The sequence below is a fragment of the Mycobacterium farcinogenes genome (genome assembly GCF_019739075.1).
Taxonomy (GTDB): domain Bacteria; phylum Actinomycetota; class Actinomycetes; order Mycobacteriales; family Mycobacteriaceae; genus Mycobacterium; species Mycobacterium senegalense.
Genome location: NZ_CP081673.1, coordinates 4722339 through 4747635, shown reverse-complemented (window position 1 = coordinate 4747635; position 25297 = coordinate 4722339). Strand labels below are relative to the sequence as shown.

Sequence of the window (25297 nt, the reverse complement as noted above, 5' to 3'; positions counted from 1 at the left end):
AATTGTGACAGGTGTCAAGTTGGTGGTTAGCATCACCGGATGCTCAACGCCCGCGCCGCGGTACTGCTCGACGCCGGTGCCGATCCGCAGCTCACCGACGTCCAGATTCGGGAGCCGGTTGGCGACGAGGTTCTGGTCCGAATCGAGGCGGTAGGCATCTGCCACACCGACGTAAGTGTGGCAGCACGATTCCGCAAGCTACCCATGGTGTTCGGCCACGAAGGTGCGGGCACGGTGATCCAGGTCGGACCGGAGGCCACTCCCAGGGTCGGCGACCAGGTGGTACTCACCTTCGCCAGTTGCGGCACCTGTACCAACTGTCGGGCCGACAGCCCGGCCTACTGCGAGCGCTCCACCGATCTCAACATGCGCGGTAGCCGTCGCGATGAATCCAGTGCCCTGCATCTCGACGGTGCTCCCGTCGGCGGCGGCTTCTTCGGCCAGTCCAGCTTCTGCACCTATGCGATCGCGGGCAGTCGCAACGCGGTGGTGTTGTCCGACCCGATCGACCCGGCGTTGGCCGCCCCGCTGGGATGTAGCGTGCAGACCGGGGTGGGCGCAGTGCTCAACGTGCTCGCACCGCAACCCGACGATGCGATCGTGGTGTTCGGGGCCGGAGCCGTCGGGCTCTCGGCGGTGATGGGTGCCCGTATCGCGGGCTGCCGCACCGTCGTCGCGGTCGACCCGATCGCGCAGCGGCGCACGCTGGCAACCGAACTGGGGGCTACTGCCACCATCGACCCCATAGCTTCCGACGTCGCCGCCGCCGTGCTGGAGCTGACCGGGGGAGTGGCCGGCGTAGTGGACACCACCGCCCGTCCCGACGTACTGGCCGCGGCGGTCGGGGTGCTGCGGGAGCGCGGCACGCTGGCACTGCTGGGTCTCGGCGCACTGACCGCCGAGCTGCCCGTCGCGGCGATCATGGGCAAGGGCCTGACCGTGCGCGGTGTGGTGGAGGGCGACAGCGAGCCGCAGACCTTCATCCCGCGCCTGGTCGATCTGCACCGCCGTGGCGAACTCCCGCTCGACAGAATCGTGACCCGCTACCCGTTTGCCGGCTTCGACCGGGCCTGGGCCGCCGCCAAGGCCGCTGACGTCGTCAAACCGGTGCTGATCACCGACGCGGTAGGCTCATAGAACCTCGGATTCGACCGGCAACGACGCCAATGATCGGAGCAACATGGCCCTTCCCCAGCTACCACCGGGACGCGCTGTCGAGGTGCGTGCCGTCGACGGCGTGCGGTTGCATGCCGAGGTATTCGGGCCGCAGGACGGTTACCCGATCGTGCTGGCCCACGGCATCACCTGCGCCATCGGCGTCTGGGCCCACCAGATCGCCGATTTGGCCACCGACTACCGCGTCATCGCCTACGACCACCGCGGTCACGGCCGCAGCGAGACCCCGCGCGGGCGGCACCGCTACAGCCTCAACCACCTCGCGGCCGACCTGGACGCGGTACTCGACGCCACGCTGAATCCCGGCGAAAGGGCAGTCGTCGCCGGACATTCCATGGGTGGCATCGCGATCACCTCGTGGTCGCAGCGCTACCCGGCCCGGGTGGCCGCCCGTGCCGACGCCGTCGCTCTGATCAACACCACCACCGGTGACCTGGTGCGCGACGTGAACCTGCTGCGGGTCCCGGCGCCGTTGGCGGCCACCCGGATTCGCACGGCCGGTACCGCGATCAGGACTTTGGGCGGTGCTTGGATGCCCCGGATCGCCGAGCGCCCCAACAAGCGTCTCGTCGCGCATCTGGCCGTCGGCCACGATGCCGAGCCGTGGGTCGCCGAGTTCGTCTACCGGCTGTTCGCCGAGACCCCGGCCGCCGGTCGCGGCGGGTGGGCCCGCACTCTGGTCAACGGGCTGGGCTCACAACACATCTCGGTCCGTAACCTGTCGGTGCCGACGCTGGTGATCGGCAGCGTCAAAGACCGGTTGCTGCCCATCAACGCGTCGCGCCGGATCGCGGCCGATGTCCCGAACCTCAGCGCCTTCGTCGAGGTGCCCGGAGGGCACTGCGCCATTCTGGAGTGCCCGGCACAGGTGAACGCCCAGTTGCGGGCCCTGGCCGAATCGGTGGCTTTTCCCCGGGCAGTCAGCCAGTAAGCCGGCCGGCGACTTCGGCTGCCGCGCGCTGACCGGACCGGACCGCCCCGTCGAGGAATCCTGTCCATTCATCGGCGGTTTCGGTGCCGGCCCAATGGATGGAATCCACCGGTTCGCGCAGCCACCGGCCGTACTGTGTCCACGATCCAGGCGGCACTGCGGCGGTGGGTCCACCGGGCGCGAACGGTTCTGTGCCCCAACAGTGGTCGACGTAGTCGATCGGCTTGAGCGCCGCGTCGCCGAACAGGGTGGCGAATCCGGACAGGGCCTGCTCGCGCCGTTGGTCGGCAGACAGCCGGTCGAACGTGCGGGCGTCGGTGAACCCCAACAGGATTCCGGGACCTCCGTCGCCGGGGCTGACGTCGAAGGTGATGAACACCGGGCCTTCGTCGGACAAGGCCTCGCCCGAACAGCCGTTGGCCCGCCAGAACGGTCGTTCGTAGGCGGCGTAGGCCTTGCTCAGGTTGCCCTGCGGCCAGTTCTCGGCCAGCTCGGTGTACGGCTTGGGCAGCGGCGGGTTGAACTCGATAGCTCCCCGGTGCGCCGGCGGTATCGCCACGATCACCGCACGAGCCAGTACCTCACCGGCCGGGCAACTCACCGCCACGGTGCCGTCGGGGCGGCGCTCGATGCCGCCGACGGGGGCGTCGAGCACCACCCGGTCTCCGAGTTCGTCGGACATCTTGGCCGCGATCTGCTGGGTGCCCCCGGGAAACCGGTCCTGCTGGGCTCCGTCGCGCACGTCGAGCATGCGGTCCAGCCCACCGGCGGCTTTGACGTAGCGGGCGGCGTGCAGCATCGAAACCTCGTCGGGCTCGGCACCCCAGGTCACTCGCGACATGATCGCCATGAGGTTGCGGGTGGAGGCGCCCGCACCGGCCGAACGCAACCATTTTTCGAGGCTGAGCTCATCGAGTTCGTGGGCGTTCGCGCTCTTCCACGGCTCGCTGACCTGGATGCCTCGGCACAGCCGTTCGAAGCGCCACTGGATCCGGGAGACGTCGAACAGTTCCATCATCGACAGCCGCGGGATGGTGCTGCGGTACGAGCGCACCCGGCCGTGCCACCGGATCAGGTTCTTGCCGCGGTCGTAGGTGCGCACCGTGTCGCACCCGAGTTCGTCGGCCAGCGCCAGCACCGCATCTTGGGTGGGGCCGACGAATGTGCCGCCCAGGTCGACCGGCACCTCGGCGATCGTGGTGGTCGACGAGCGTCCGCCGACGCGGTCCCGCCCCTCCAGCACCACCACCTGGTGTCCGAGTCGGACCAGGGCGCGCGCGGCGGACAGGCCGGCGAAGCCGGCGCCGACCACGACGACGTCGGTGCTCGTTGGGATGCTCACCTGTCTAGGCTCTCACGCGTGAAGGTGATGACAGCGTTGTTCGGGCCGCAGGGGGCCATCGACCGGGCCGCGGCCTTGCGTGAGGCCGGCGCCGACGGGGTGTTCACCTTCGAGGGGCCCCACGATGTGTTCACCCCCTTGACCCTGGCAGCGACGGTGGGCGGGCTGGACCTGATGACCAACGTGGCAATCGCCTTTCCCCGCAACCCGATTCACCTGGCGCACCAGGCGATCGACCACCAGATCCTGTCCGGCGGCCGCTTCACCCTGGGGCTCGGCACGCAGATCCGCACCCAGATCGAGAAGCGCTTCGGCGCGCAGTTCGACCGCCCGGTGGCTCGGATGTCCGAGTTCGTCGCGGCGTTGCGGGCGATCTTCGCCGCCTGGGAGAACCCAGACGGACTCGGCTCCTTGAATTTTAGAGGCGAGTACTACCGGCACACGCTGATGACGCCGACGTTCACGCCGCGGGACAACCCGTACGGTCCGCCGCCGATCTACGTCGGCGCGTTGGGGCCCCGGCTCACCCGGGCCACCGCGCAGTTCGCCGACGGCCTGCTGGTCATGCCGTTCGGGTCCAAGAGGTTCCTCCATGAGGCGACATTGCCGGCGGTCCGTGAGGGGCTCGCCGCCGCCGACCGCGACGCAGGGGAGCTGGCCATCGTCCCGGAGATCATCGTGTCGGCGGGAGACGATCACGACGCGGCACGGCGGCTACTGGCCTTCTACGGCTCGACCCCGGCGTACCGCCCGGTGCTGGAGGTGCACGGCTGGGGCGATTTGCAGCCCGAGCTCAATGCGCTGTCCAAACAGGGCCGGTGGCAGGAGATGGGTTCGCTGATCGACGACGAGGTGCTGCACACCATCGCCGCCTGCGGCAGCCCCGCCGACATCGCTGCCCATATCCGGGATCGGGTGGGCGGGGTGTCCGACCGGATCTGCCTGTATCAACCGGGTCCCATCGCGCTGGATTCGCTTGCCCAGATCGTTGACGCGCTGCGCGACTGAGCACCTAGGCTGGGTGGTACTCGCCGGGACCAAAGGAGGTTCGCCATGGGTGCGGTGGATCCGGAGTACACGGATGTACTCATCATCGGAGCCGGGATTTCAGGGCTGGGTGCGGCCTTCCGGGTGCACGAGAAGAGCCCTGGCCTGACGTACGCCGTGCTGGAACGCCGGGAGCGGATCGGCGGCACCTGGGACCTGTTCCGCTACCCGGGGATCCGCTCGGACAGCGACATCTTCACGTTGAGCTTCCCGTACCAGCCGTGGACCAAGCCGGAGAACGTGGCCGACGGCGACGACATCCGCGCCTATCTCACCGAGATGGCGCGCGAACACGGCATCGACCGGCACATCCGGTTCAACACCCATGTGTTGTCCGCGGATTGGGATTCGGGCACCGACACCTGGACCGTGCAGACCGAGCAGGACGGACAACCGAGGACCTACCGGTGCCGGTACCTGTTCTGCGGCACCGGCTACTACAACTACGACGAGCCCTACACCCCGGAATTCCCCGGTATCGACAGCTTCGCCGGTGAGGTGGTGCACCCGCAGTTCTGGCCCGAGTCCCTGGATTACTCCGGCAAGCGTGTGGTGGTGATCGGCAGCGGTGCCACGGCGATCAGCCTGGTGCCCGCCCTGGCCCAGCAGGCCGCCCACGTGACGATGCTGCAGCGCTCACCGACCTACATGATGTCGATGGCGCGCATCGACCCGATGGTGCAAGCCATCCGGAAGATCCTGCCGCGCAGGCTGTCTCACCAGGTGGTGCGGGCCCGCAACGCGGCGATCCATATGCTGACGTATTTCATGTTCCGCAAGGCACCCAAGTTCGGGCGCTGGCTGGTCCGCAACCGCACCATCGCCGCGCTGCCCGAGGGCTATCCCGTCGACGTGCATTTCAAGCCGCGATACAACCCGTGGGACCAGCGCATGTGCCTGGTGCTCGACGGCGACCTCTACGAGCACATCAGTGACGGCCGGGTCGATATCGTCACCGATCACATCGACCACATCGACGCCGCGGGCATCGTGTTGAAGTCGGGTGGGCGGGTCGATGCCGACGTGATCGTCACCGCGACCGGCCTGCAACTGCAAGCCCTCGGCGGGATCCGGCTGGCAGTGGACGGTCACGAGGTCAAGCCGACCGAGCGGTTCGTCTACAAGGAGTTCCTGCTCGAGGACGTGCCGAACCTGGCCTGGTGCATCGGTTACACCAACGCGTCATGGACACTGCGAGCCGACATGACCGCGCGGGCTTTCGCAAACCTCTTGGCCTACATGGGTGCTCACGGTTACACCCATGCCTATCCGCACAAGGGCGCGGTACCGATGCCCGAGAAGCGGACGTGGGATCTCGAGGCCGGCTACATCCAGCGTTCTGAGCATGCGTTGCCGCGTTCGGGCACGAAGCGGCCGTGGCACGTGCGGCACAACTACGTGCTGGACGCCATCGACCACCGTTTCGACCGCATCGACGAGTCGATGGTCTTCGGTCGTGCCCCCGTGCCTGCTCCCGCCGCCGAGGCTGCTTCCTAATCACCGCGAGCGTGCGTGTCTGTCGCCCGGCACGCCGCATTTCACCGACATTCTGCGCACGCTCGTCACGGCGTCCGGATACGAAGGCCCGTCGTCAGCGGCTGGTTTGTGGAAGCGCCGGCACGCGTTGAGTCTGCATGCTGGGCGGACAACGCGAAACAGGAGGTAAGACCGTGAGCAACGCCGTCATCGCCGTCGTCGGGATGTTCTTCGTCGGGATGGGTGTGTATGCGCTGGCGGCTCCGCAGACGATCTTGCGTCCGTTCGACTATGACCTCAGAACTGCAGCGGCCCGCGCGGAAGTCCGTGGCGTGTATGGCGGTTTCGGTCTCGCCATGGCCGCGGTGCTGGCTTACGCGGCCGTGGCGCCGGGGCACGTGCGCACCGGGATACTGATCACCGTCGGCGCCGCGCTGGCCGGAATGGCGGTCGGCCGCGCGGTCTCAGCGGTGTTCGACGAACGGACGGCCTTCTATCCCAACTGGTTCTACTGCCTGGTCGAGGCGATCGGTGCGGGCGCGCTGTTCTGGACCTCCTGAGCCGGGCCTACGTCACGCCGGCCCGTTGTCACGCCAGAGTGACTCTCACGCCCGAACGTCACGCCAGAGTGGTTCCGACGGTTCGGGCCCCCGTGCTCTGTCACGCCAGAGTGGCCGTCGACGGCGACAGCCACTCTGGCGTGACAAACGATGGGTCTACGGGGCGACGGTGAGCCAGTCGGCGAAGCCGGAGGGGTCGTGCCGGCCGAGTGCGCCGTGCTCGAACAAGCCCCATCCTTCCACCGGCGCTGCGTTGCCCTCGGTGCAAAGTGCCCGTCCGACATGGTCGATCACGCCGAATGCGGTCCGGCCGACGACTGCCGGGTCGTTCATGTCGTAGGTGCGGCGTTCGGTGAACTTCTCGCCCTTCCACACGCCGTGGATCCAGTCGGCGTCGCCGCCGTAACCGCCGCCGACGTGAATCGGCACGGGCAGTTTGGATTCCACGTCGAACCGGACCGGGGTGCCGTCCGGCGTGGTGGCCTCGATGGTGGCCCCGGTGGGAATTCGGGTGCCGGAACGGTAGTGGATCTTCACCCGTGGCCAGCCGAGCTGCTCGACGCGGCCGTCCTTGAACACCCGGCTGCAGTCGTTGAGCGAGCGGAAGCCGTTGGGCTCCTCCTGGATGATGAAGACGATCGAGAAGTCGTCGAACGCCATCGGAACATACAGCCACCACATGCCTTCGAACGGCGGGTCGGCGGGGCGTCCGGCGGGTTCGGCCTCACCGATCGGCCGGATTCCCCAAGATCGATCGCGCGAGCCGATCCAGGTTTCCGGGTCCACGTCGATGCGCTGACCGTCGATCTCCAGATAGCCGCTCCAGGAACCCAATTGGGCAAATCTCTGGGCATCGAGAGTCACCCGGTTGCCCTGACGCATCAGGTGGGGCTGTTCCTGGACGGCGTCGAAGAGCCCGTTCCAGGTGAGATCCGCGGCGATGCCCTCGGTTTCCTCGAGCACGATGCGGACCTTCTTGAGCGGCTCGGGGACCTCGACCCGGTAGGCGCCGACGTGCTGGTTGAGCCGGTCCTGGTCGATCGCGTCGGACAGGTGGACGGCTGTCTGCTCATCTCCGCGTCGTACCAGGAAATAGGCGTCCTTCACCCCGAGGTTGGGGTAGTAGCCCAGACCGGTGATGACGAAGATGTCTCCGGTGCGGTCATGGGCGTTGAAGTACGAACGGTCGTAGAAGTTCCGGTCCGACGATCCGGGCCAGGCGATCGGTTGGGGGACTTGGTGGACCGGGAATTCGTCCATCGGGCCGAGCATTTACGACTCCTCGATCAGGCGCCGCAGCAACGGCGCGTGGTAGAACATCGTTTCGACATTGTCGGGTTTCTCGGTTTCGCCGAAGTGCACCCGCCGGGCACCGGTGCGCATGAACACGCAACACCAGATGACACCTGAGTAGACGTAGAACCAGCGCAGGTCGCCGAGTTCCGCCCCGGTCAGTTCCCGGTAGGTGGCGCGGACGTCCTCCTCACGCATGACGTCCGGCAGACCCGCCAGCCCGGCCATGCCCGCCAGTTCCTGAAACACCATGTGCGCAAAGATGATCCAGGAGACATCGAGTTCACGGGGGCCGATGGTGGCCATCTCCCAGTCGAGTACGGCCGCCGGCCGGAAGTTGTCGTAGAGCACGTTGCCGATGCGGGAGTCGCCCCACGTCAGAACGGTTTCCGACGCCGCCACATCCTCGGGGAAATTGTCCTCCAGCCACGTCAGCGCGCGTTCGACCAACGGGGAACGGCCGATGTCGGGAACCGAGTACTCGTACCAGTCCTTCAGCCAGGCGAAGCGCCGGTGCAGCGGGGTCTCACCGGGCGGATCCACCTCGGACAGGTACGCGAAGCGCTCGGCGGCGTCGGGGATCGCATGCAGTTTCGCCAGTACCTCGACGGTGCGGTCTTGCAGCTCGCGCTGGCGGTCGAGGGGGGCGTCGGCGAACCAGTTGCCGCCGAAGGTGTAGGGCATGACGTCCGGGGGCACCTGTCCGTCGACCCGGTCCATCAGGAAGAACGGGGTGCCGAGCACCTCTCCGGCGGTGTCGATCCAGCGCACGTTGGGCACGGGTACGTCGGTGAGTTCGCCGACCTGGCGCATCACCTCGAACTGGTGGTCAAGACGGTAGGACGAGAACACCGGGACGTCGTCGGCGGTGGGGGCGACGCGGGCCACCCACTTCTGCTCCTTGGACTCGCCGTCTTCTTCCCAGCGGCCGGTCAGCATGATCGTCTCCGAGGACATGCCGTTGGAGTCGACCCCGCTCTCCACGGTGATTTCGGGGGTGACACCGCCGGGCATCACGGTGGACAGCCATTTCGACAGCACCGATGGCAGGGTGGTGACGTCACGGCTGGAGCGTTGCAGGTGGTCGACGTTCTCGACAGGAGCGTCCACGGCCTCGTTTGCCATTCAACTGTTCCTTACGGCCACAATTACGATACTGTTAGTAGCGTTATGAAAGCAGAGCCATCACCGCTTGGCAAGACCGCCGGAGCGGGACGTCCCCGAGACCCGCGCATCGACGCTGCCATATTGCAGGCGACTACGGACCTGCTTGTCGAAATCGGTTACGCCAACTTGACCATGGCGGCCGTCGCCGAGCGCGCCCAGACCACCAAAACCGCGCTGTACCGCCGGTGGTCGAGTAAGGCGGAGTTGGTGCACGAAGCAGTGTTTCCGGCTGCCGCGACGGCGTTGACGACGCCGGCGGGCGACATTGCCGCTGACATCCGGGCGATGATCGGTGCCGCGCGCGACGTGTTCACCAGCCCGGTGATGCGTGCGGCGCTGCCCGGTCTGGTGGCCGACGTCGTGGCCGACACCGACCTCAATGCCCGGGTGATGCAGCGGTTCGCGGGAACCTTCGTCACGGTGCGCGCCCGAATCGTCGACGGGATCATGCGCGGCGAGGTGCAACCGGATGTCGACCCGGACCGTCTGGTGGAGCTGATCGGCGGGTCGACCATGTTGCGGATGCTGCTGTGGCCCGAGCGTGAGCTCGACGACGAGTGGGTGGCGCAGACGGCGGCGATCCTGGTGCACGGGGCCACCGTCAGCAAGTGAGGTCCGACGCCTTTACCTCAGCCTGAGGACAACCCTTCCGAGTGGTCCGGAGGCTGCATAACCTGCGCTGACGTGACTCTTGCCGAACCCCGTTCAGTGACCACGCCGAGTGCGCGCACCGTCGCGTTGGGCAGTGCGGTCGGCACCACGATCGAGTGGTACGACTTCTACCTCTATGCCACGGCCGCGGCGCTGGTCTTCAAACCGCTGTTCTTCCCGAACATCTCGTCGACTGCCGGCACGTTGGCCTCGTTCGCGACCTATGCCGCGGGGTTCGGTGCCCGGCCGCTGGGTGCCCTGATATCGGGCCACTACGGAGATCGGCTGGGGCGCAAGACCGTTCTGGTCATCGCGCTGGTGGGCATGGGCCTGAGCACGTTCGCGATCGGGCTGCTGCCGACCTACGCCCAGATCGGGCTGCTCGCACCGGTACTGCTGGTGGGTCTGCGGCTGCTCCAGGGCTTGGCGGTGGGTGCCGAATGGGGTGGTGCGGCATTGCTCTCGGTGGAGCACGCACCGCCGGGTCGGCGCGGTTTGTTCGGCAGCTTCACCCAATTGGGTTCGCCGGCGGGCATGTTGCTGTCGACGGCGGTCTTCTACCTCACCCGGTCGGCCACCGGACCCGAGGCCTTCCTGGCCTACGGTTGGCGAATACCCTTCTTGCTCAGTGCCGTTCTGGTCGTCGTGGGTCTGGTGATCCGGCTCAGGCTCACCGATGCCGAGATGTTCACCCGGGTTCGGGACCGCGGCGAGGTGGCGCGGCTTCCGGTGCTGGAAGTCCTGCGCACCCAGCCGCGCAATGTGTTGATCACCACCGGACTGCGGTTCTCGCAGATCGCGTTGTTCGTCCTGTTGACCACGTATTCGTTGACCTACCTCCAGGATTCGTCGGCCGCGGGTGGTCAGGTCGGCTTGACTGCCGTACTGATCGCGTCGGCCGTCGGCCTGATCAGCACGCCGGCGTGGGCTCTGTTGTCCGACCGGATCGGCAGGCGGCCGCCATACCTGTTCGGAGCGGTGACCGGAGTGTTGGCCCTGATCCTGTTCTTCGTCGCGGCGCAGACCGGATCGCACATCGCGATCGTGTTGTCGATCGTGTTCGGCGTCAACATCGCTCACGACGCCATGTACGGGCCGCAGGCCGCCTGGTTCGGGGAACTGTTCGATACCCGGGTGCGCTACAGCGGTGCCTCGTTGGGGTATCAGATCGGCGCGGTGCTCTCGGGCGGTTTCGCACCGTTGATCGCGGCGGCCCTGCTGGTCGCCGGTGGCGGCAGCCCCTGGCTGATCGTCGGCTACTTCGCGGTGCTGACCGCGATCACCTTCACCGCCGCCTATTTCGCGCGGGAGACACATCTGGACGAGATCGGGGATGTCCGATGACCAGGATCTATCTAAACGCCTTCGACATGGCTTGCGTCGGGCACCAGTCCGCCGGTCTGTGGCGGCACCCAGAAGACCAGGGCTACCGGTACCGGGAACTCGGTTACTGGACGGAATTGGCCCGAACACTGGAGGCCGGTGGCTTCGACGCGTTGTTTCTCGCCGACGTGCTCGGCGTGTACGACGTGTACGGCGGTTCGCGCGATGCGGCGGTGGTCGACGCCGCACAGGTACCGGTCAACGACCCGACCTTGGCTGTTTCGGCGATGGCGGCGGTCACCGACACCCTGGGATTCGGTGTCACGGCGTCGCTGACCTATGAGCAGCCCTACGCACTGGCGCGCCGGTTCTCGACCCTGGATCACCTGACCGGTGGTCGGGTGGGGTGGAACATCGTCACCTCCTACCTCGACAGTGCGGCCCGGAATCTCGGTCTGGATGCCCAGATCCCGCATGACGAGCGGTACGAGATCGCCGAGGAGTACCTCGAGGTCTGCTACAAGTTGTGGGAGGCATCCTGGGAACCCGACGCCGTCGTCCGCGACCGCGAACGAGCAGTGTTCACAGATCCGGCGAAGGTCCACGACATCGAACACAAAGGGCGCTACTTCAGCGTCCCGGGGCCGTTCCTGTGCGAACCGTCTCCGCAGCGCACGCCGACGTTGTTTCAGGCGGGCGCTTCACCGCGAGGAGTCCGCTTCGCCGCGGCTCACGCGGAGGCGGTGTTCGTATCGGGCCCGACGCCCGAGATCGTGGCCAGGCCCGTCAAGGCATTGCGCACCGCAGCCGCGGAACGCGGACGAGATCCCCGGTCCATCAAGGTGTTCACGATGCTCACCCCGATCGTCGCCGAAACCCGCGAAGAGGCCGTCGCCAAGTTGCACGACTACCGGCGGTTTGTCAGCACCGAAGGCGCACTGGCGTTGTTCGGTGGCTGGACCGGGGTTGACCTGTCCGAACTCGGGGCGGACGAACCCCTGCGGTACGTCCAGACCGAGGCAAATCGCTCTGCGCTGGCATCGTTCACCACCTCCGACCGGAACTGGACGGCGGGCGAGCTGGCTCACGAGGTCGGCCTCGGTGGGCGTGGCCCGGTAGTGGTCGGCTCGCCGGCCGAGGTGGCCGACGAACTCGAACGTTGGGTGGAGGAGGCCGACGTCGACGGGTTCAACCTGGCCTATGTCACGACTCCCGGCACGTTCGTCGACTTCGCTCGCCATGTCGTGCCGGAATTACGTCGCCGCGGCCGCGTGCCCGACCGGGCCGAGCGGGTCACACTGCGCGAGCGGCTCGGAGGCGGCGGACCGTTGCTGGCCGCTGAGCACCCGGGCGCTGCCTACCGACCGCAGAGTTGGGGTTGACATGAACCATCGTTGAGGTCCGACACTGGTGTGATGAACGCCGAACATGACTGGCGGTGGCTGAGCCGGCCCGCTCACAACACGCGGGCGAGCTAGCCATGGCGGTACAACCCTTCCCCACCGAATGGCAGACCGCGCTGGTACTGGTGCCGCACCCGGACGACCCCGAATACGGGATCGGCGCGGCCGTGGCGAAGTGGACCGCTGCCGGCAAGACCGTGCATTACGCGCTGGCGTCACGCGGCGAGGTAGGTATCGCGGGGATGGCGCCCGAGGAGGCCGGACCGCTGCGGGAAGAGGAGCAGCGCCGGTCGGCGGCCATCGTGGGGGTGGACGACGTGCAGTTCTGGGAGTTTCCGGACAGCAACATCCGCAATACCCCTGAGTTGCGGGCGAAGATCGCCGAGGCCATCGCGGCGTTGCGGCCCGACGTCGTCGTCACCATCTACAGCGGCCCGAGCTGGGCGCCCGACGCTCCGAACCAGCGAGATCACATCGAGTTCGCCCACGCAGTGGCGGCTGCTCATGACTCGCTGGTCGATGCACCGGCCTGGCTCTTCGAGAACGGGCCGGAACCGACGCACTGTGAGGTGGTCGACGGTTACGTCGAGTCTGCTGTGAATTCGCTTGCCGCTCATGAGGTTTACCTGTCGGTGCTGGATCCGGACACGCCGGTGGTCGAGCAGGCGCGCCGACAGGTGGAGATGTCCACACCGGCATTGCCTGGATTCGGCGAGCGGACCGTCGGCTTCATCCTGAAACGCCATCGCTGAGCCTCGCCGGCGCCGCCTACCATCACCACTGTGCGTGCAGTGGTGTATTCCGAGTTCGGCGTGCTGCCGGCGGTGGTCGAGGTCGCTGATCCCGAGTGCCCCGACGACGGAGTGGTCGTCGATGTCGCGGCCACCGGTCTGTGTCGATCCGACTGGCATGCCTGGCGTGGCCATGATCCCGTGGCGCTGCCGATCATTCCCGGGCACGAATTCGCCGGGGTGATAGCGGCCGTCGGGGCCGGCGTCTGCGGCTGGCAGGTGGGGGATCGCGTGACGGCCCCGTTCGTGCTGGGCTGCGGGCGATGCGAGTTCTGTGCGGACGGCGACGCCCAGGTGTGCCCCGACCAGGAGCAGCCGGGCTTCACGTTGCCGGGATCGTTCGCTCAGCGGGTGGCGGTACCGCGGGCTCAGACCAATCTCGTCCGCCTGCCCGAAAGTGTCTCGTTCGCTGCGGCTGCCTCGCTGGGGTGCCGGTTCGCGACGTCGTTCCGGGCCGTGGTCACCCATGGCGCAGTAGCGCCCGGCCAATGGGTGGCAGTGTACGGCTGTGGCGGGGTCGGCCTCTCGGCGGTGATGATCGCGAAGGCGTTCGGCGCCAATGTCGTCGCGGTCGACGTGAACGAGGCCGCCTTGACGGCGGCCGGTGAGTTTGGTGCCGACGAACTCGTCGACAGCAGCGAAACGGCCGGCCTTGCCGCAGAAGTGGTGGAACGCACCGGTGGTGGCGTACACATCGGTGTTGACGCCCTTGGTCATCCGGCGCTCGCGGCAGCGTCGGTCGCGGCATTACGGCGGCGCGGGCGGCACATTCAAGTCGGCCTACTCCTCGGGGACGCGGCGCGGACCGCGTTCCCCATGGACCGGGTGATCGCGCAGGAACTCTCGATTCTCGGGTCGCACGGCATGCCCGCCGTCGACTATCCGGCAATGCTCGACCTCATCGCGTCCGGAGCGTTGGACCCGGAGCGGTTGGTGACCCGTGTGGTGGGTCTCGACGAGGCTGGTGTGGCGATGGCCGCGATGGACGAGTTGGCCGGAGCTGGGATGACGATCATCGAACCCGGGCCGTTGGCCTAGCCGTCGATCTGACCTCGGTTGCGTTGAGCCACCGCTTGATAACGTTCGCCCAGGCCGTCGAAGTCACGGCTCTGTGCCCCGGCGATATCCTGCTCGGCGGCCAGTGCGGGGGCGATCAGCGGCGTCGTACCGCGGGTATAGATCTCCTTGAGCCCGGCCATGGTCGGCCCGGGCACCTCGGCGATCTGAGCCGCGAGCTCCAGCGCGCGGCCCAACAGCGCCTCGTGCGGCACCACTTCGGTGACCAGACCCAGGCGTTCGGCGCGCGCCGCATCGACTACCTCGCCCGTCATCGACAGGCGGCGAGCCATGGCGGCACCCACTACATGCGGAAGCCGTGCCGTCATCCCACCCCCGGGCAGGATGCCGACCCGGGCGTGGGTATCGGCGAAAACCGCACGCTCGGAGGCGATCAGGAAGTCGCAACCCAGCGCCATCTCCAGTCCACCGGTGAACGTCGCTCCGTTGACCGCGCCGATGATCGGGGTACGCAGCTCGCCGGTCTTGGTGATGCAGTTGTGCAATCGGAATTGCTCGAAATACTCCATGCCGAGCGTTTGCGCCTCTTTCAGGTCGACGCCCGCGCAGAAGGCCGGGTCGGTGCCGGTGAGCACGATCGCCCGCACGGAGATGTCGGAATCGGCGGTGTCCAGCGCGGCGTAGAGTTCCTCGATCAGCTCGCGGCCCAGGGCATTCCGTGCCTGTGGGCGATTGAGGGTGAGAACCCGGACGGCGCCGTGGTCAGCGGTCAGGACAACATCGCGAGCAGACATAAAATCGCATGCTACGCCGCACATTTGTGCGAGATTGCGTCTGCTCGCGATGAGCGCTCAGCGCAGGAACACCTGGGCGTTGTTTGCCAGATCCAGCAGGGGCTGTGGCAGTGCGCCGAGTGCGAAGGTGACGGCCGCGGTGACGGTGATGACGGCGGTGGACAGTCCACTGGGGACGACGACTTCCGGTGCATCGTCGGGTGGATCGGTGAAGAACATCAGCACGATCACCCGCACGTAGAAGTACGCCGCGACGGCACTGGCGATGACGCCGACGATGACCAGGGGGATCGCGCCGCCTTCACCCGCAGCCTTGAACACCGCAAACTTGCTGACGAATCCACTGGTCAGCGGAATCCCGGCGAATGCCAGCAGGAACAGCGAAAAGACCACGCCGACAATCGGATACCGCCGGCCCAGGCCGGCCCACTGGGCCATCCCGGTGGCTTCTTCGCCGGTGCGGTTGCGGACCAGGCCGACGACCGCGAACGCGCCGAGAGTGCTGAATCCGTAGGCGAACAGATAGAACAACGTCGAGGAGACCCCGGCCGGGTTGGCCGCGATCACACCGGTGAGGATGAACCCGGAATGCGCCACCGCCGAGTAGGCCAGCATCCGTTTGACGTCGGTCTGGGTGACAGCGGTGATGGTGCCGACCACCATGGTCAGGATCGCGATCGCCCACAGCACCGGCCGCCAATCGTCGCGCAACTGGGGTAGTGCGACGTAGAAGATGCGCAGTGTCGCGCCGAACGCGGCTATCTTGGTGGCCGCGGCCATGAACGCGGTGATCGCGGTGGGGGCGCCCTGGTAGACGTCGGGGATCCACGAATGGAACGGAACGGCACCGACTTTGAACAACAGCCCGACCAGCAACAGGGCCACGCCGATCAGTGCCAGCGGGGTGTTGGGCGCTCTGGTGTCCACGGCAGTGGCGATCCCGGCCAGGTCCAGCGTCCCGGCGTAGCCGTACAGCATGGCCGCGCCGTACAGGAAGAACGCCGACGAGAACGCGCCAAGCAGAAAGTACTTGAGCGAGGCCTCTTGCGACAGCAGCCGCCGCCGGCGGGCCAGCCCGCACAGCAGGTAGAGCGGCAGTGAGAGCACTTCCAGGGCGATGAACATGGTCAGCAGATCGTCGGCGGCTCCGAACAACAGCATGCCGCCGATCGCGAACATGGTCAGCGGGAAAACTTCCGTCTGCATCACACCGGTCTTGGTGGCCAGCTGCTCGGCCACACTGCCCGGCACCGCCGATGCCTGTGGGGTGAACCCGTCGAGACCGCGGGGGCCGTCAGAAGTCTCTGCGGCCGACTGGCGTTCGGCGATGAGCAGGATTCCGAGAATGCCGACGAGCGCGATCGTCCCCTGCAGGAACAGCGCCGGGGCGTCGAGTACCACCGAACCCAGCACGGCAGGCCTGCCGGGAGTCCCGTGCAGGTCCCGGGCCAGCAGGACCACCGCCACCACGGCTGCCACCAACCCGCCCAGTGCCAGGGCAACCTGCACGCCGTAACGCGCGGGCCGCGGCAGGAAGGCCTCGACCAGCACGCCGGCCACTCCCACCCCGAAAACGATCAGCATGGGGGAGAGCAGGCCGTACTCGATGCTCGGCGTCACCATGGTCAGCGGCCCCCCTCGGCGATGGTCGGTGGTGCGCTCGGTGCCGGATCGGTCTGTCCGATGGTGGTCAATGTGTGCGCTACGGCCGGATTGATCACGTCCAGAGCGGGTTTGGGGTAGATGCCCAAAACCAGTAGCAGTGCGATCAGCGGCGCCACCACCACCAGTTCGCGTGGCACGAGATCGCGTACTTTGCCCTCGCCCTCCAGCAGACCGTCGCCGATCGGGCCGGTCATCATCCGCTGGTACATCCACAGGATGTACACCGCCGACAACACCAGCGCGGTGGCGGCGAACACCGCCACCACCGGGTAACGCATGAATGTGCCGATGAGAACCAGGAACTCACTGATGAACGGCGCCAGACCGGGCAGCGACAACGTCGCCAAGCCTGCGACCAGGAAGGTCCCCGCGAGCACCGGGGCCACCTTTTGCACACCGCCGTAAGCGTCGATCAACCGGGAACCGCGCCGCGACACCAGGAAGCCGGCGATCAGGAACAAAGCGGCCGTGGAGATCCCGTGATTGATCATGTACAGCGTCGAGCCGGCCTGGCCCTGACTGGTCATCACGAAGATGCCCAGAATGATGAAACCGAAGTGCGATATCGAGGTGTAGGCGATCAGCCGCATCACATCGGTCTGGCCGATCGCCAGGACGGCGCCGTAGACGATGCCGATCACCGCGAGCGTGATGATCAGCGGGCGGAAATACGTTGACGAATCGGGAAACAGCGGCAGGCAGTAGCGCAGCATGCCGAAGGTTCCGACCTTGTCCATGATCGCCATCATCAGCACCGCGCTGGCCGGGGTGGCCTGGACCGCGGCATCGGGCAGCCACCGGTGGAACGGCCACAGCGGAGCCTTGACCGCGAACGCGAACATGAAACCGAGGAATAGCGAGTTCGCCACGGCGGGGTCGATCACGAACTCGCCGGACGACACCGCGGCCACGATCGCCCGGAAATCGAAGGTGCCCGAATCGAACGCGTCACTACCCGCGGTCACCACGTACAGCCCGATCACAGCGGCCAGCATCACCAGACCGCCGAACAGGTTGTAGAGCAGGAACTTGACTGCCGCCTTGGAACGGTTCTCGCCGCCGAAACCCCCGATGAGGAAGTACATCGGGATCAGCATGGCCTCGAAGAACACGTAGAACAGCAGGATGTCGAGCGCCACCAGGGACATGAAGACCATGCCCTCGACGGCCAGCGTCAGCGCCAGGTAGGCCTGCACGCCCCGGCCGCCGAGCCCGGTCTGGTGTGTCGCGTCGTTCCAGCCCGCGATGATCAGCAGCGGCAGCAGCACGGCGGTGAGAACGATGAGGGCCAGCGCGATTCCGTCGATCCCGAGGATGTATCCGGTACCGAAAGACGGGATCCAGCGGTGCGATTCGACGAACTGATACTGCTCGCCGGCCGGATCGAAGCCGATGGCGATGACGCCCGCCAGACCCAGCGCCGCCAGTGAGATCACCAGTGCCAGCCATTTCGCCAGTGCCCGTTGCCCGGCCGGGAGCAGCATCACCGCTGCGGCGCCCACCGTCGGGAGCGCCCACAGCGCCGTCAGCCACGGAAATGTGCTCACCACAGTCGCACCGCCAGGATCGTCGCCACCACCAGAGCTGCCCCGCCGAGCATGGACAGCGCGTAGGACCGGGCGAAGCCGGTCTGCAGGCCGCGCAACCCGTCCGACGTTCGGCGCACCAGCGCGGCCAGACCGCCTGCGGTACCGTCGACCACCTTGTCGTCGACGGTCACCAGGGCGGCGGTCAGGGTCTGCCCGCCCCGCATGAACACCGCTTCGTTGACTGCGTCGCCGTACAGATCGCGCCGTGCCGCCACGGTCAACGCCGACCCGTCGGGCACTTCCGCCGGTACCGGCCGCTGTCCGTACATCCGGTAGGCCACCGCGATACCCACGGCGACGACCGCCAGCACGATCACGGTGACAACCCAGGCCGGGATCGCGTGGTGCGCCTCGTGCGAACCGACCACCGGCTCGAGCCAGTGCGACAGCGTGCCGCCGATGGCCAGTGCGCCACCGGAGACCACCGAGCCGACCGCGAGCAGGATCATTGGCCAGGTCATCACCGCCGGGGCCTCGTGCGGATGCGCTTCGGGGGCCCAACGCTTTTCGCCGAAGAACGTCATCAGCATCACCCGCGTCATGTAGAACGCGGTGATTCCGGCGCCGAGAATTGCCGCGCCACCGAGGATCACGCCGCGAATGCCTCCTGCACCCAGCGCCGCCTCGATGATGCTGTCCTTTGAGAAGAAGCCGGCCAATGGCGGCACTCCGATGATGGCCAGGTAGCCGAGCCCGAAGGTGGCGAAGGTGACCGGCAGGGCCTTTCGTAGCGCACCGTAGCGGCGCATGTTGACCTCGTCGTTCATCGCATGCATCACCGATCCGGCGCCGAGGAACAGGCCGGCCTTGAAGAAGCCGTGGGTGAGCAGGTGCATGATCGCGAACGCGTACCCCGCCGGCCCGAGCCCGGCAGCCAGCACCATATAGCCGATCTGGCTCATCGTGGAGGCCGCCAGCGCTTTCTTGATGTCGTCCTTGGCGCAGCCGACGATCGCACCGAACAGCAGCGTGACGGCGCCGACTATGACCACACCGGTCTGGGCGCCCGGGGCCAGGTCGAAGATCGGCCCGGAGCGCACGATCAGATAGACGCCGGCGGTGACCATGGTGGCGGCGTGGATGAGCGCCGAGACCGGTGTCGGGCCCTCCATCGCATCTCCGAGCCACGACTGCAACGGCACCTGGGCTGACTTGCCGCATGCACCCAGCAACAGCAGCAGCCCGATCACGGTGAGCGTGGCCTCGCTCAATGCCGGTGCGGCGCTGAACACCCCGGCGAACGAGATGGACCCGATGGTGGCGAACATGATCATCAACGCGATGGCCAGCCCCATGTCACCGACCCGGTTGACCACAAAGGCCTTCTTGGCCGCGGCGGCGGCCGAGGGCTTGTGTGACCAGAATCCGATCAGCAGATAGGAGGCCAGGCCCACGCCTTCCCACCCGGCGTACAGGCCGAGGTAGTTGTCGGCGAGCACGAGCAGCAGCATGGCGGCCAGGAACAGGTTGAGGTACGCGAAGAACCTTCTGCGATCCGGATCTTCGGCCATGTAGCCGATGGAGTAGATGTGGATCAGCGAGCCGACCCCGGTGATCAACAGCACGAAGCACATCGACAGCTGATCGAGCTGCAATCCGAAATCGACCTGCAGGCCCGCCACCGGCACCCAGGAGAAAAGGGATTCCTGGATCACGCGATGCTCAGCGGGGCGGCCGAGCATCTGGGCGAACAGCACGGCGCCGATCGCGAACGAGGCCAGCGCGGCAGCGCAACCCAGCAGGTGTCCCCAACGGTTCGCGCGCCGGCCGGCCAACAGCAGAATCGCCGCACCAGTGGCCGGCAGGTCGATGAGCAACCACACGAGAAGTGACATCGCGCCCTTAATGTTTCAGCAGGCTGGCGTCGTCGACCGAGGCCGAACGCCGGGTACGGAAGATGGTCATGATGATCGCCAGCCCCACCACCACCTCGCAGGCAGCGACCACCATGGTGAAGAACGCCACCACCTGACCGTCGAGATGACCGTGCATGCGGGAGAAGGAGACGAACGCCAGGTTGGCGGCGTTGAGCATGAGTTCGACGCACATGAACATCACGATGGCGTTGCGCCGCAACAGCACTCCCGACGCCCCGATTGTGAACAACAGTGCCGACAGGTACAGATAGTTGTCGGGATTCACCGCATCACCCCTCCCCGTTCGACGAGCCACTGATCGTGCGTTGCGGCAGAATCGCGCTGACCGACAACGCCGCATCGGAGCCATCGGGCAGCCGAGCCGGGACGTCGACGGCGTTGTGCCGCGCATAGACACCGGGATTGGGCAGCGGGGTCGGATGCCCGCCGGCCTGGAATCGTTCGACCGCCAATTCGCGCTGGGTCTTGCGGCGCTCGAAGCGTTCCCGGTGCGCGAGCACCATCGCGCCCAGCGCCGCGGTGATCAGCAGCGTGCTGGTCAGTTCGAACGCCCACAGATAGCGGGTGAAGATCAGCGCGGCCAGGCCTTCCACGTTGCCGCCGCTGTTGGCCTGGGCCAGGCCGGTGAAACCGGCAACCGAGACGTTGCCGATCCCGGCTATCAACAGGATGCCGAATCCGGTGCCTGCGGCCAGCGCCGCAACGCGTTGTCCACGTAGTGTCTCGGCGAACGATTCGGACAGGTCGACACCGATGAGCATCAGCACGAACAAGAACAGCATCATCACCGCGCCGGTGTAGACCACCACCTGCACCACCCCGAGGAACAACGCGTCCTGGGCGATGTAGAGCACAGCGAGCGCGATCATGGTGCAGGCCAGGAACACCGCGGAGTACACGGCTTTCGGTGCGGCCACCACCCCGATGGCCCCCAGCAGCGCGACCGTCCCCAGGACCCAGAACAGCACCGCTTCCGAGGTTGACGTGCGGGCCGCGCCATCAGCGGCGAGCCGCGAAATGTGTTCAGTAGCCAGCAGGACGACGTCGGGGCTCACTGGGCATCCTGGGCGAGTGGGCGGACCCGGCCGAGGTAGTAGTCGTCGTCGGTGCTACCCGGCGCCATCTCGTGAGGCGGCGCCTGCATGCCGGGTTGCAGCGGGGCCAGCAGTTTGTCCTTTCCCCAGATCAGGTCTGCCCGGTTGTCGTCAGCCATTTCGTACTGGTTGGTCATCGTCAGCGCACGGGTGGGGCAGGCTTCGATGCAGAGTCCGCAGCCGATGCACCGCAGATAGTTGATCTGGTACACCCGGCCGTACCGCTCGCCCGGCGAGAAGCGTTCGACTTCGGTGTTGTCGGCGCCTTCGACGAAGATGGCATCGGCCGGGCAGGCCCAGGCGCACAGCTCGCAGCCGATGCACTTTTCCAGGCCGTCGGGGTAGCGGTTGAGCTGATGCCGGCCGTGATAGCGCGGTGCGACCGGACCAGGTTTCTCCGGATACTCTTCGGTGAGCGGCTTTTTGAACATCGACCCGAAGGTGACCGCAAACCCGGCCAGGGCGTCGAGAAACTTAGGCATCAACAGCCTCCTTTCCAGCATTCGGGAGCGGCGGCACCGGATAGGCTCCGGCGCTCTGCTCCGGGATCGGCTGAATCGCTCTGCCCCGCAGTGTTTTCCACAGCGCAGCGGCCAGCACCGCGACGACGATGACCGCAGTGGTCACCAGGCCGGTGGCCCAGTTGTGGTACCCGTGCTCACGCAGGCTGTGGGTGACGGCGACGACCATGATCCAGACCAGTGACACCGGGATGAGCACCTTCCAGCCCAGCGCCATGAACTGGTCGTAGCGCAACCGGGGCAAGGTGGCGCGGAGCCAGAAGTACAGGAACATGAATGTCCACACCTTGGCGACGAACCACAACAGCGACCACCAACCGCTGTTGGCACCGTCGATCAGGTTGAACGGGAACGGTGCGTGCCAGCCGCCGAGGAACATCGTGGTGGCCAGCGCCGAGACGGTGGTCATGTTGACGTACTCGGCGAGCATGAACATCGCGAACTTCAGCGACGAGTACTCGGTGTGGAATCCGCCGACCAGCTCACCCTCGGCCTCGGGCAGATCGAAAGGCGCCCGGTTGGTTTCGCCCACCATCGAGGTCACGTACACCACGAACGAGGGCAGCAGCAGAAATACGTACCAGGTGCGGTCTTGGGCCGCCACGATGCCCGAGGTGGACATCGTGCCCGCGTAGAGGAACACCGCGGCGAACGACAACGCCATCGCGATCTCGTAGGAGATCACCTGGGCGCTCGATCGCAGGCCACCCAGCAGCGGATAGGTGGAACCCGATGCCCAGCCGGCCAATACGATGCCGTACACCCCGATCGAGGTGACGGCCAGGATGTACAGCACCGCCACGGGCAGATCAGTCAGTTGCAGTGCGGTGCGGTGACCGAACACCGATACCTCACCGCCCATCGGGATCACCGCGAACGCCATGAACGCGGGGATCACCGAGATGATCGGGGCCAGAAGGTAGATGGGCTTGTCGATGCCGGCGGGAGTCAGGCCTTCCTTGAGGGCGAGTTTGACGCCGTCGGCCAGCGATTGCAGCAGACCCCACGGGCCGACGCGGTTGGGGCCGGGTCGCATCTGCATGCGGCCCAGCACCTTACGTTCGATCAGGATGGCCGCGAGCACGGTCAGCAGCAGGAAGACGAACACCCCGAGTGCCTTCGCCAGGATCAGCCACCACGGGTCGTGGCCGAACAGCGTGGGATCGGGGTAGGTCATGAGTCGGCCCGCCCGATCTCCACCAGGGCTCCGGCCGTGACCCCGAGTTGGCGATGGATCGCCGATCCAGGGGAGTTGGTCGGCAGCCACGCCACCCGGTCAGCCATCTCGGTCACGGCCAGCGGCAAGGTGACGGTGCCGCGGTCGGTGCTGACGGCCACCAGATCTCCCGGTGGCGCACCGATTTCGGCGGCGGTCGCCTCAGACATCCGTACCACGGGGCTCACGGCGGTGCCGGCCAGGTATGGCTCGCCGTCCTGCAGACGTCCGGCGTCCAGAAGTAGACGCCAACTGGCCAGAACGGCCTGCCCGGGACCCGCGCTCGGCGGTGCTCCGGGCCCCACCGACGGTTCAGCGGGGCGTGGCCCGGCCCAGGCCCCGAGCCGGCCCAGTTCGATGTCGGCGGCTTCCGGGCCGGTCAAGCCCAGGTCGACGCCGATTTCGTCGGCCAGGTAATGCAGAACCCGTAGATCGGGAATCGCGTTGGTCTGCAACGCCGGTCTGAACGGTCGAACCCGGCCTTCCCAGTTGAGGTATGCGCCTGCCTTCTCCACCACCGGAGCCACCGGGAACACGACGTCGGCCAGTTCGGTGACCTCGCTCTCGCGCAGCTCGAGGCTCACGACGAGCGGGGCGGCCCGTAGCGCGGCCAGTGCGGCCGCCGGGTCGGGCAGGTCGGTGATCTCGACGCCGCCGACGACGAGGGCCGAGAGGGTGCCGTCGCCGGCGGCGGCGAGGATGGCGCTGGTGTCGCGGCCGGCGGTAGCCGGCAGGTCGGAGGTGTTCCACACTGCGGCGGTCTGCGCTCGGGCGTCAGCGTCATCGACGGGGCGCCCGCCCGGCAGCAGGTTCGGCAGTGCACCGGCTTCCAGGGCGCCACGCTCACCGGCACGCCGCGGAATCCAGGCGATCCGGGCACCGGTGGCCGACGAGAGTCGTAGCGCGGCGGACAACGCACCCGGGGAAGTGGCGAGTCGTTCACCGACGAGGATCACTGCGCCGGGGCGTCGCAGCCGCTCGTCGGCTTCCAGTGCATCCAGCGCGGCAGCTTCGGTCCCGGGGACTGTTGGGATGACGGTGCCCGCCATCTTGGTGAGTCCACGGCTGGCGAACGGGGCCACGGCGAGAACCTGTAGGCCGTTCTTGCGGGCGGCCTTGCGCAGCCGCAGGAAGACGATGGGGGATTCTTCTTCGGGCTCCAGCCCGACGAGCAGGACAGTGCGGGCGTTTTCCAGTTCGGCGTAGCGCAGTGTCATGGGCTGCCCGGCAATGCGGGCGGCCAGAAACTCGGCTTCCTCGCCGGAATGCGGGCGGGCCCGAAAGTCGATGTCGTTGGTGCCCAGCACCATTCGGGCAAACTTCGAGTAGGCATAGGCGTCCTGCACTGTGCAGCGCCCACCCACCAGCACTCCGGTGTTCGCGCCTGCGCCCAGCAGACCGGCCCCGGCGACCGTCAGCGCCTCCGACCACGACGCCGGCCGAAGTGCGCCGTCGTCACGGATCAACGGTGTGGTGATGCGGTCACCGGCTGTCGCATAGGTGAATGCCCACCGGCCCTTGTCGCAGTTCCACTCCTCGTTGACCTCAGGGTCGTCACCGGCCAAGCGGCGCATCACTTTTCCGCGTCGATGGTCGGTACGTTGAGCGCAGCCCGACGCGCAGTGTTCACAGACGCTCGGGCTGGAGACGAGGTCGAACGGTCGGGCCCGGAACCGATAGGCCGTCCCGGTCAGCGCGCCCACCGGGCAGATCTGCACGGTGTTGCCGGAGAAGTACGACTGGAACGGTTCGCCCGCAGCGATGCCGACCTGTTGTAGCGCACCGCGTTCCAGCAGGTCGATGAACGGGTCGCCGGCGATCTGGGCCGAGAAGCGGGTGCAGCGCGCGCACAGCACGCAGCGTTCACGGTCCAGTAGCACTTGTGAGGAGATGTTGATCGGTTTCGGGAAGGTCCGCTTGACGTCCTCGAAGCGCGTCTCGGGGCGCCCGTTGGACATGGCCTGGTTCTGGAGCGGGCATTCGCCGCCCTTGTCGCAGATCGGGCAGTCCAGCGGATGGTTGATCAGCAGCAGTTCCATCACGCCGCGCTGCGCTTTGTCAGCCGCCTCGGAGCTGAACTGGGTGCGTACCACCATGTCCGGGCTGACCGTGGTGGTGCAGGAAGCCATCGGTTTGCGCTGGCCCTCGATCTCGACCAGGCACTGTCGGCATGCCCCGACCGGATCGAGCAGCGGGTGATCGCAGAACCGGGGGATCTGGACGCCCATCAGCTCGGCGGCGCGGATCACCAACGTGCCTTTGGGGACACTGATCTGCTCACCGTCGATGGTCAGCGACACCATCTCCACCGGCGGGGTGTCCTTGGCGGGTTCAGCCAGCGTCACGTGCGGCCCCCTCTGCTCG

At 67.0% G+C, this 25297-nt stretch carries 22 protein-coding genes; 10 read left to right on the top strand and 12 right to left on the bottom strand.

The genetic code is table 11. The annotated features are described in order from the left end of the window. Positions 1–39: 39 nt before the first annotated feature. Complete coding sequence (locus K6L26_RS22550; protein WP_221851593.1) at positions 40–1137, top strand: NAD(P)-dependent alcohol dehydrogenase; 1098 nt, start codon at positions 40–42, stop codon at positions 1135–1137. A 43-nt stretch (positions 1138–1180) separates the two neighbouring features. After that, positions 1181–2107, top strand: coding sequence for an alpha/beta fold hydrolase (locus K6L26_RS22545; protein WP_221851591.1), 927 nt, complete (start codon positions 1181–1183; stop codon positions 2105–2107). On the opposite strand, the gene K6L26_RS22540 is transcribed toward K6L26_RS22545, so the two are convergent. Beyond that, entirely contained in the window at positions 2097–3449 is a 1353-nt protein-coding gene (locus tag K6L26_RS22540) for a flavin monoamine oxidase family protein (protein ID WP_221851589.1), read from the bottom strand. The two genes, K6L26_RS22545 and K6L26_RS22540, sit on opposite strands and share 11 nt — an antisense overlap. A 27-nt stretch (positions 3450–3476) precedes the next feature. Between K6L26_RS22540 and K6L26_RS22535 the strand changes: the two genes are divergently transcribed. From K6L26_RS22535 to K6L26_RS22525, 3 genes are all read left to right on the top strand, one after another. After that, positions 3477–4457 (top strand): TIGR03617 family F420-dependent LLM class oxidoreductase, encoded by a 981-nt coding sequence (locus K6L26_RS22535; protein ID WP_047040249.1) that lies wholly within the window; start codon positions 3477–3479, stop codon positions 4455–4457. 45 nt (positions 4458–4502) lie between these two features. Next, on the top strand, positions 4503–5993 hold the full coding sequence (locus K6L26_RS22530) for a flavin-containing monooxygenase (RefSeq protein ID WP_221851587.1): 1491 nt from the start codon (positions 4503–4505) through the stop codon (positions 5991–5993). 137 nt (positions 5994–6130) lie between these two features. Next, on the top strand, positions 6131–6532 hold the full coding sequence (locus K6L26_RS22525; protein WP_221851585.1) for a DUF4345 domain-containing protein: 402 nt from the start codon (positions 6131–6133) through the stop codon (positions 6530–6532). 156 nt (positions 6533–6688) lie between these two features. Here K6L26_RS22525 and K6L26_RS22520 read toward each other — a convergent pair whose 3' ends face one another. Both K6L26_RS22520 and K6L26_RS22515 read right to left on the bottom strand, forming a co-directional pair. Further along, positions 6689–7804 (bottom strand): Rv3169 family protein, encoded by a 1116-nt coding sequence (locus K6L26_RS22520; RefSeq protein WP_221851584.1) that lies wholly within the window; start codon positions 7802–7804, stop codon positions 6689–6691. Then, positions 7805–8950, bottom strand: a complete 1146-nt coding sequence (locus tag K6L26_RS22515; RefSeq protein WP_019344772.1) for a phosphotransferase family protein — start codon at positions 8948–8950, stop codon at positions 7805–7807. It abuts the gene before it with no gap. A 45-nt stretch (positions 8951–8995) separates the two neighbouring features. Here K6L26_RS22515 and K6L26_RS22510 point away from each other — a divergent pair, with 45 nt between their 5' ends. The 5 genes from K6L26_RS22510 (at position 8996) to K6L26_RS22490 (ending at position 14198) form a co-directional block, all read left to right on the top strand. Then, on the top strand, positions 8996–9604 hold the full coding sequence (locus tag K6L26_RS22510) for a TetR/AcrR family transcriptional regulator (protein ID WP_043368241.1): 609 nt from the start codon (positions 8996–8998) through the stop codon (positions 9602–9604). Positions 9605–9700: 96 nt separating this feature from the next. Then, complete coding sequence (locus K6L26_RS22505) at positions 9701–10987, top strand: MFS transporter (RefSeq protein ID WP_047040201.1); 1287 nt, start codon at positions 9701–9703, stop codon at positions 10985–10987. Next, complete coding sequence (locus K6L26_RS22500) at positions 10984–12348, top strand: LLM class flavin-dependent oxidoreductase (RefSeq protein WP_047040202.1); 1365 nt, start codon at positions 10984–10986, stop codon at positions 12346–12348. Before K6L26_RS22505 ends, K6L26_RS22500 begins: the two co-directional genes overlap by 4 nt. 98 nt (positions 12349–12446) lie before the next feature. Beyond that, positions 12447–13121, top strand: a complete 675-nt coding sequence (locus tag K6L26_RS22495; RefSeq protein WP_019343204.1) for a PIG-L deacetylase family protein — start codon at positions 12447–12449, stop codon at positions 13119–13121. Positions 13122–13151: 30 nt separating this feature from the next. Continuing rightward, positions 13152–14198 (top strand): zinc-dependent alcohol dehydrogenase family protein, encoded by a 1047-nt coding sequence (locus tag K6L26_RS22490; RefSeq protein WP_221851582.1) that lies wholly within the window; start codon positions 13152–13154, stop codon positions 14196–14198. On the opposite strand, the gene K6L26_RS22485 is transcribed toward K6L26_RS22490, so the two are convergent. Genes K6L26_RS22485 through K6L26_RS22445 form a run of 9 tightly spaced genes read right to left on the bottom strand, consistent with a single transcriptional unit; the run spans position 14195 to position 25278 of the window. Beyond that, the gene (locus tag K6L26_RS22485) at positions 14195–14971 is read right to left on the bottom strand and encodes an enoyl-CoA hydratase (RefSeq protein WP_221851580.1); all 777 of its coding nucleotides are present in this window, start codon (positions 14969–14971) and stop codon (positions 14195–14197) included. The genes K6L26_RS22490 and K6L26_RS22485 overlap by 4 nt on opposite strands. Positions 14972–15028: 57 nt before the next feature. After that, a complete protein-coding gene (gene nuoN / locus K6L26_RS22480; protein ID WP_019343201.1) occupies positions 15029–16594 on the bottom strand; it encodes an NADH-quinone oxidoreductase subunit NuoN in 1566 nt (521 codons plus the stop codon). Positions 16595–16596: 2 nt separating this feature from the next. After that, a complete protein-coding gene (locus K6L26_RS22475; RefSeq protein WP_076211449.1) occupies positions 16597–18186 on the bottom strand; it encodes an NADH-quinone oxidoreductase subunit M in 1590 nt (529 codons plus the stop codon). After that, positions 18180–20060, bottom strand: a complete 1881-nt coding sequence (nuoL, locus tag K6L26_RS22470; protein ID WP_019343199.1) for an NADH-quinone oxidoreductase subunit L — start codon at positions 20058–20060, stop codon at positions 18180–18182. The genes K6L26_RS22475 and nuoL overlap by 7 nt, the downstream gene beginning before the upstream one ends. Positions 20061–20067: 7 nt before the next feature. After that, positions 20068–20367, bottom strand: coding sequence for an NADH-quinone oxidoreductase subunit NuoK (gene nuoK / locus K6L26_RS22465; protein WP_036388644.1), 300 nt, complete (start codon positions 20365–20367; stop codon positions 20068–20070). A 4-nt stretch (positions 20368–20371) separates the two neighbouring features. Further along, on the bottom strand, positions 20372–21157 hold the full coding sequence (locus tag K6L26_RS22460) for an NADH-quinone oxidoreductase subunit J (protein WP_047040216.1): 786 nt from the start codon (positions 21155–21157) through the stop codon (positions 20372–20374). Then, positions 21154–21678: an NADH-quinone oxidoreductase subunit NuoI gene (gene nuoI, locus K6L26_RS22455; protein WP_221851579.1), complete on the bottom strand. Its 525-nt coding sequence runs from the start codon at positions 21676–21678 to the stop codon at positions 21154–21156. The genes K6L26_RS22460 and nuoI overlap by 4 nt, the downstream gene beginning before the upstream one ends. Then, positions 21671–22894 carry an NADH-quinone oxidoreductase subunit NuoH gene (nuoH, locus tag K6L26_RS22450; protein ID WP_221851578.1) on the bottom strand — a complete coding sequence of 408 codons (1224 nt, stop codon included), beginning with the start codon at positions 22892–22894 and terminating at the stop codon, positions 21671–21673. Before nuoH ends, nuoI begins: the two co-directional genes overlap by 8 nt. Continuing rightward, positions 22891–25278: an NADH-quinone oxidoreductase subunit G gene (locus K6L26_RS22445; protein WP_221851576.1), complete on the bottom strand. Its 2388-nt coding sequence runs from the start codon at positions 25276–25278 to the stop codon at positions 22891–22893. Before K6L26_RS22445 ends, nuoH begins: the two co-directional genes overlap by 4 nt. Positions 25279–25297: the final 19 nt, after the last annotated feature.

Bases quoted from the DNA above. Each gene is read 5' to 3' on its own strand.
- K6L26_RS22550 (WP_221851593.1), top strand. From the start codon at position 40: ATGCTCAACGCCCGCGCCGCGGTACTGCTCGACGCCGGTGCCGATCCG.
- K6L26_RS22545 (WP_221851591.1), top strand. From the start codon at position 1,181: ATGGCCCTTCCCCAGCTACCACCGGGACGCGCTGTCGAGGTGCGTGCC.
- K6L26_RS22535 (WP_047040249.1), top strand. From the start codon at position 3,477: ATGACAGCGTTGTTCGGGCCGCAGGGGGCCATCGACCGGGCCGCGGCC.
- K6L26_RS22530 (WP_221851587.1), top strand. From the start codon at position 4,503: ATGGGTGCGGTGGATCCGGAGTACACGGATGTACTCATCATCGGAGCC.
- K6L26_RS22525 (WP_221851585.1), top strand. From the start codon at position 6,131: ATGCTGGGCGGACAACGCGAAACAGGAGGTAAGACCGTGAGCAACGCC.
- K6L26_RS22520 (WP_221851584.1), bottom strand. From the start codon at position 7,804: ATGCTCGGCCCGATGGACGAATTCCCGGTCCACCAAGTCCCCCAACCG.
- K6L26_RS22515 (WP_019344772.1), bottom strand. From the start codon at position 8,950: ATGGCAAACGAGGCCGTGGACGCTCCTGTCGAGAACGTCGACCACCTG.
- K6L26_RS22510 (WP_043368241.1), top strand. From the start codon at position 8,996: ATGAAAGCAGAGCCATCACCGCTTGGCAAGACCGCCGGAGCGGGACGT.
- K6L26_RS22500 (WP_047040202.1), top strand. From the start codon at position 10,984: ATGACCAGGATCTATCTAAACGCCTTCGACATGGCTTGCGTCGGGCAC.
- K6L26_RS22495 (WP_019343204.1), top strand. From the start codon at position 12,447: ATGGCGGTACAACCCTTCCCCACCGAATGGCAGACCGCGCTGGTACTG.
- K6L26_RS22485 (WP_221851580.1), bottom strand. From the start codon at position 14,971: ATGTCTGCTCGCGATGTTGTCCTGACCGCTGACCACGGCGCCGTCCGG.
- nuoN (WP_019343201.1), bottom strand. From the start codon at position 16,594: ATGGTGACGCCGAGCATCGAGTACGGCCTGCTCTCCCCCATGCTGATC.
- nuoL (WP_019343199.1), bottom strand. From the start codon at position 20,060: ATGTCACTTCTCGTGTGGTTGCTCATCGACCTGCCGGCCACTGGTGCG.
- nuoI (WP_221851579.1), bottom strand. From the start codon at position 21,678: ATGCCTAAGTTTCTCGACGCCCTGGCCGGGTTTGCGGTCACCTTCGGG.
- nuoH (WP_221851578.1), bottom strand. From the start codon at position 22,894: ATGACCTACCCCGATCCCACGCTGTTCGGCCACGACCCGTGGTGGCTG.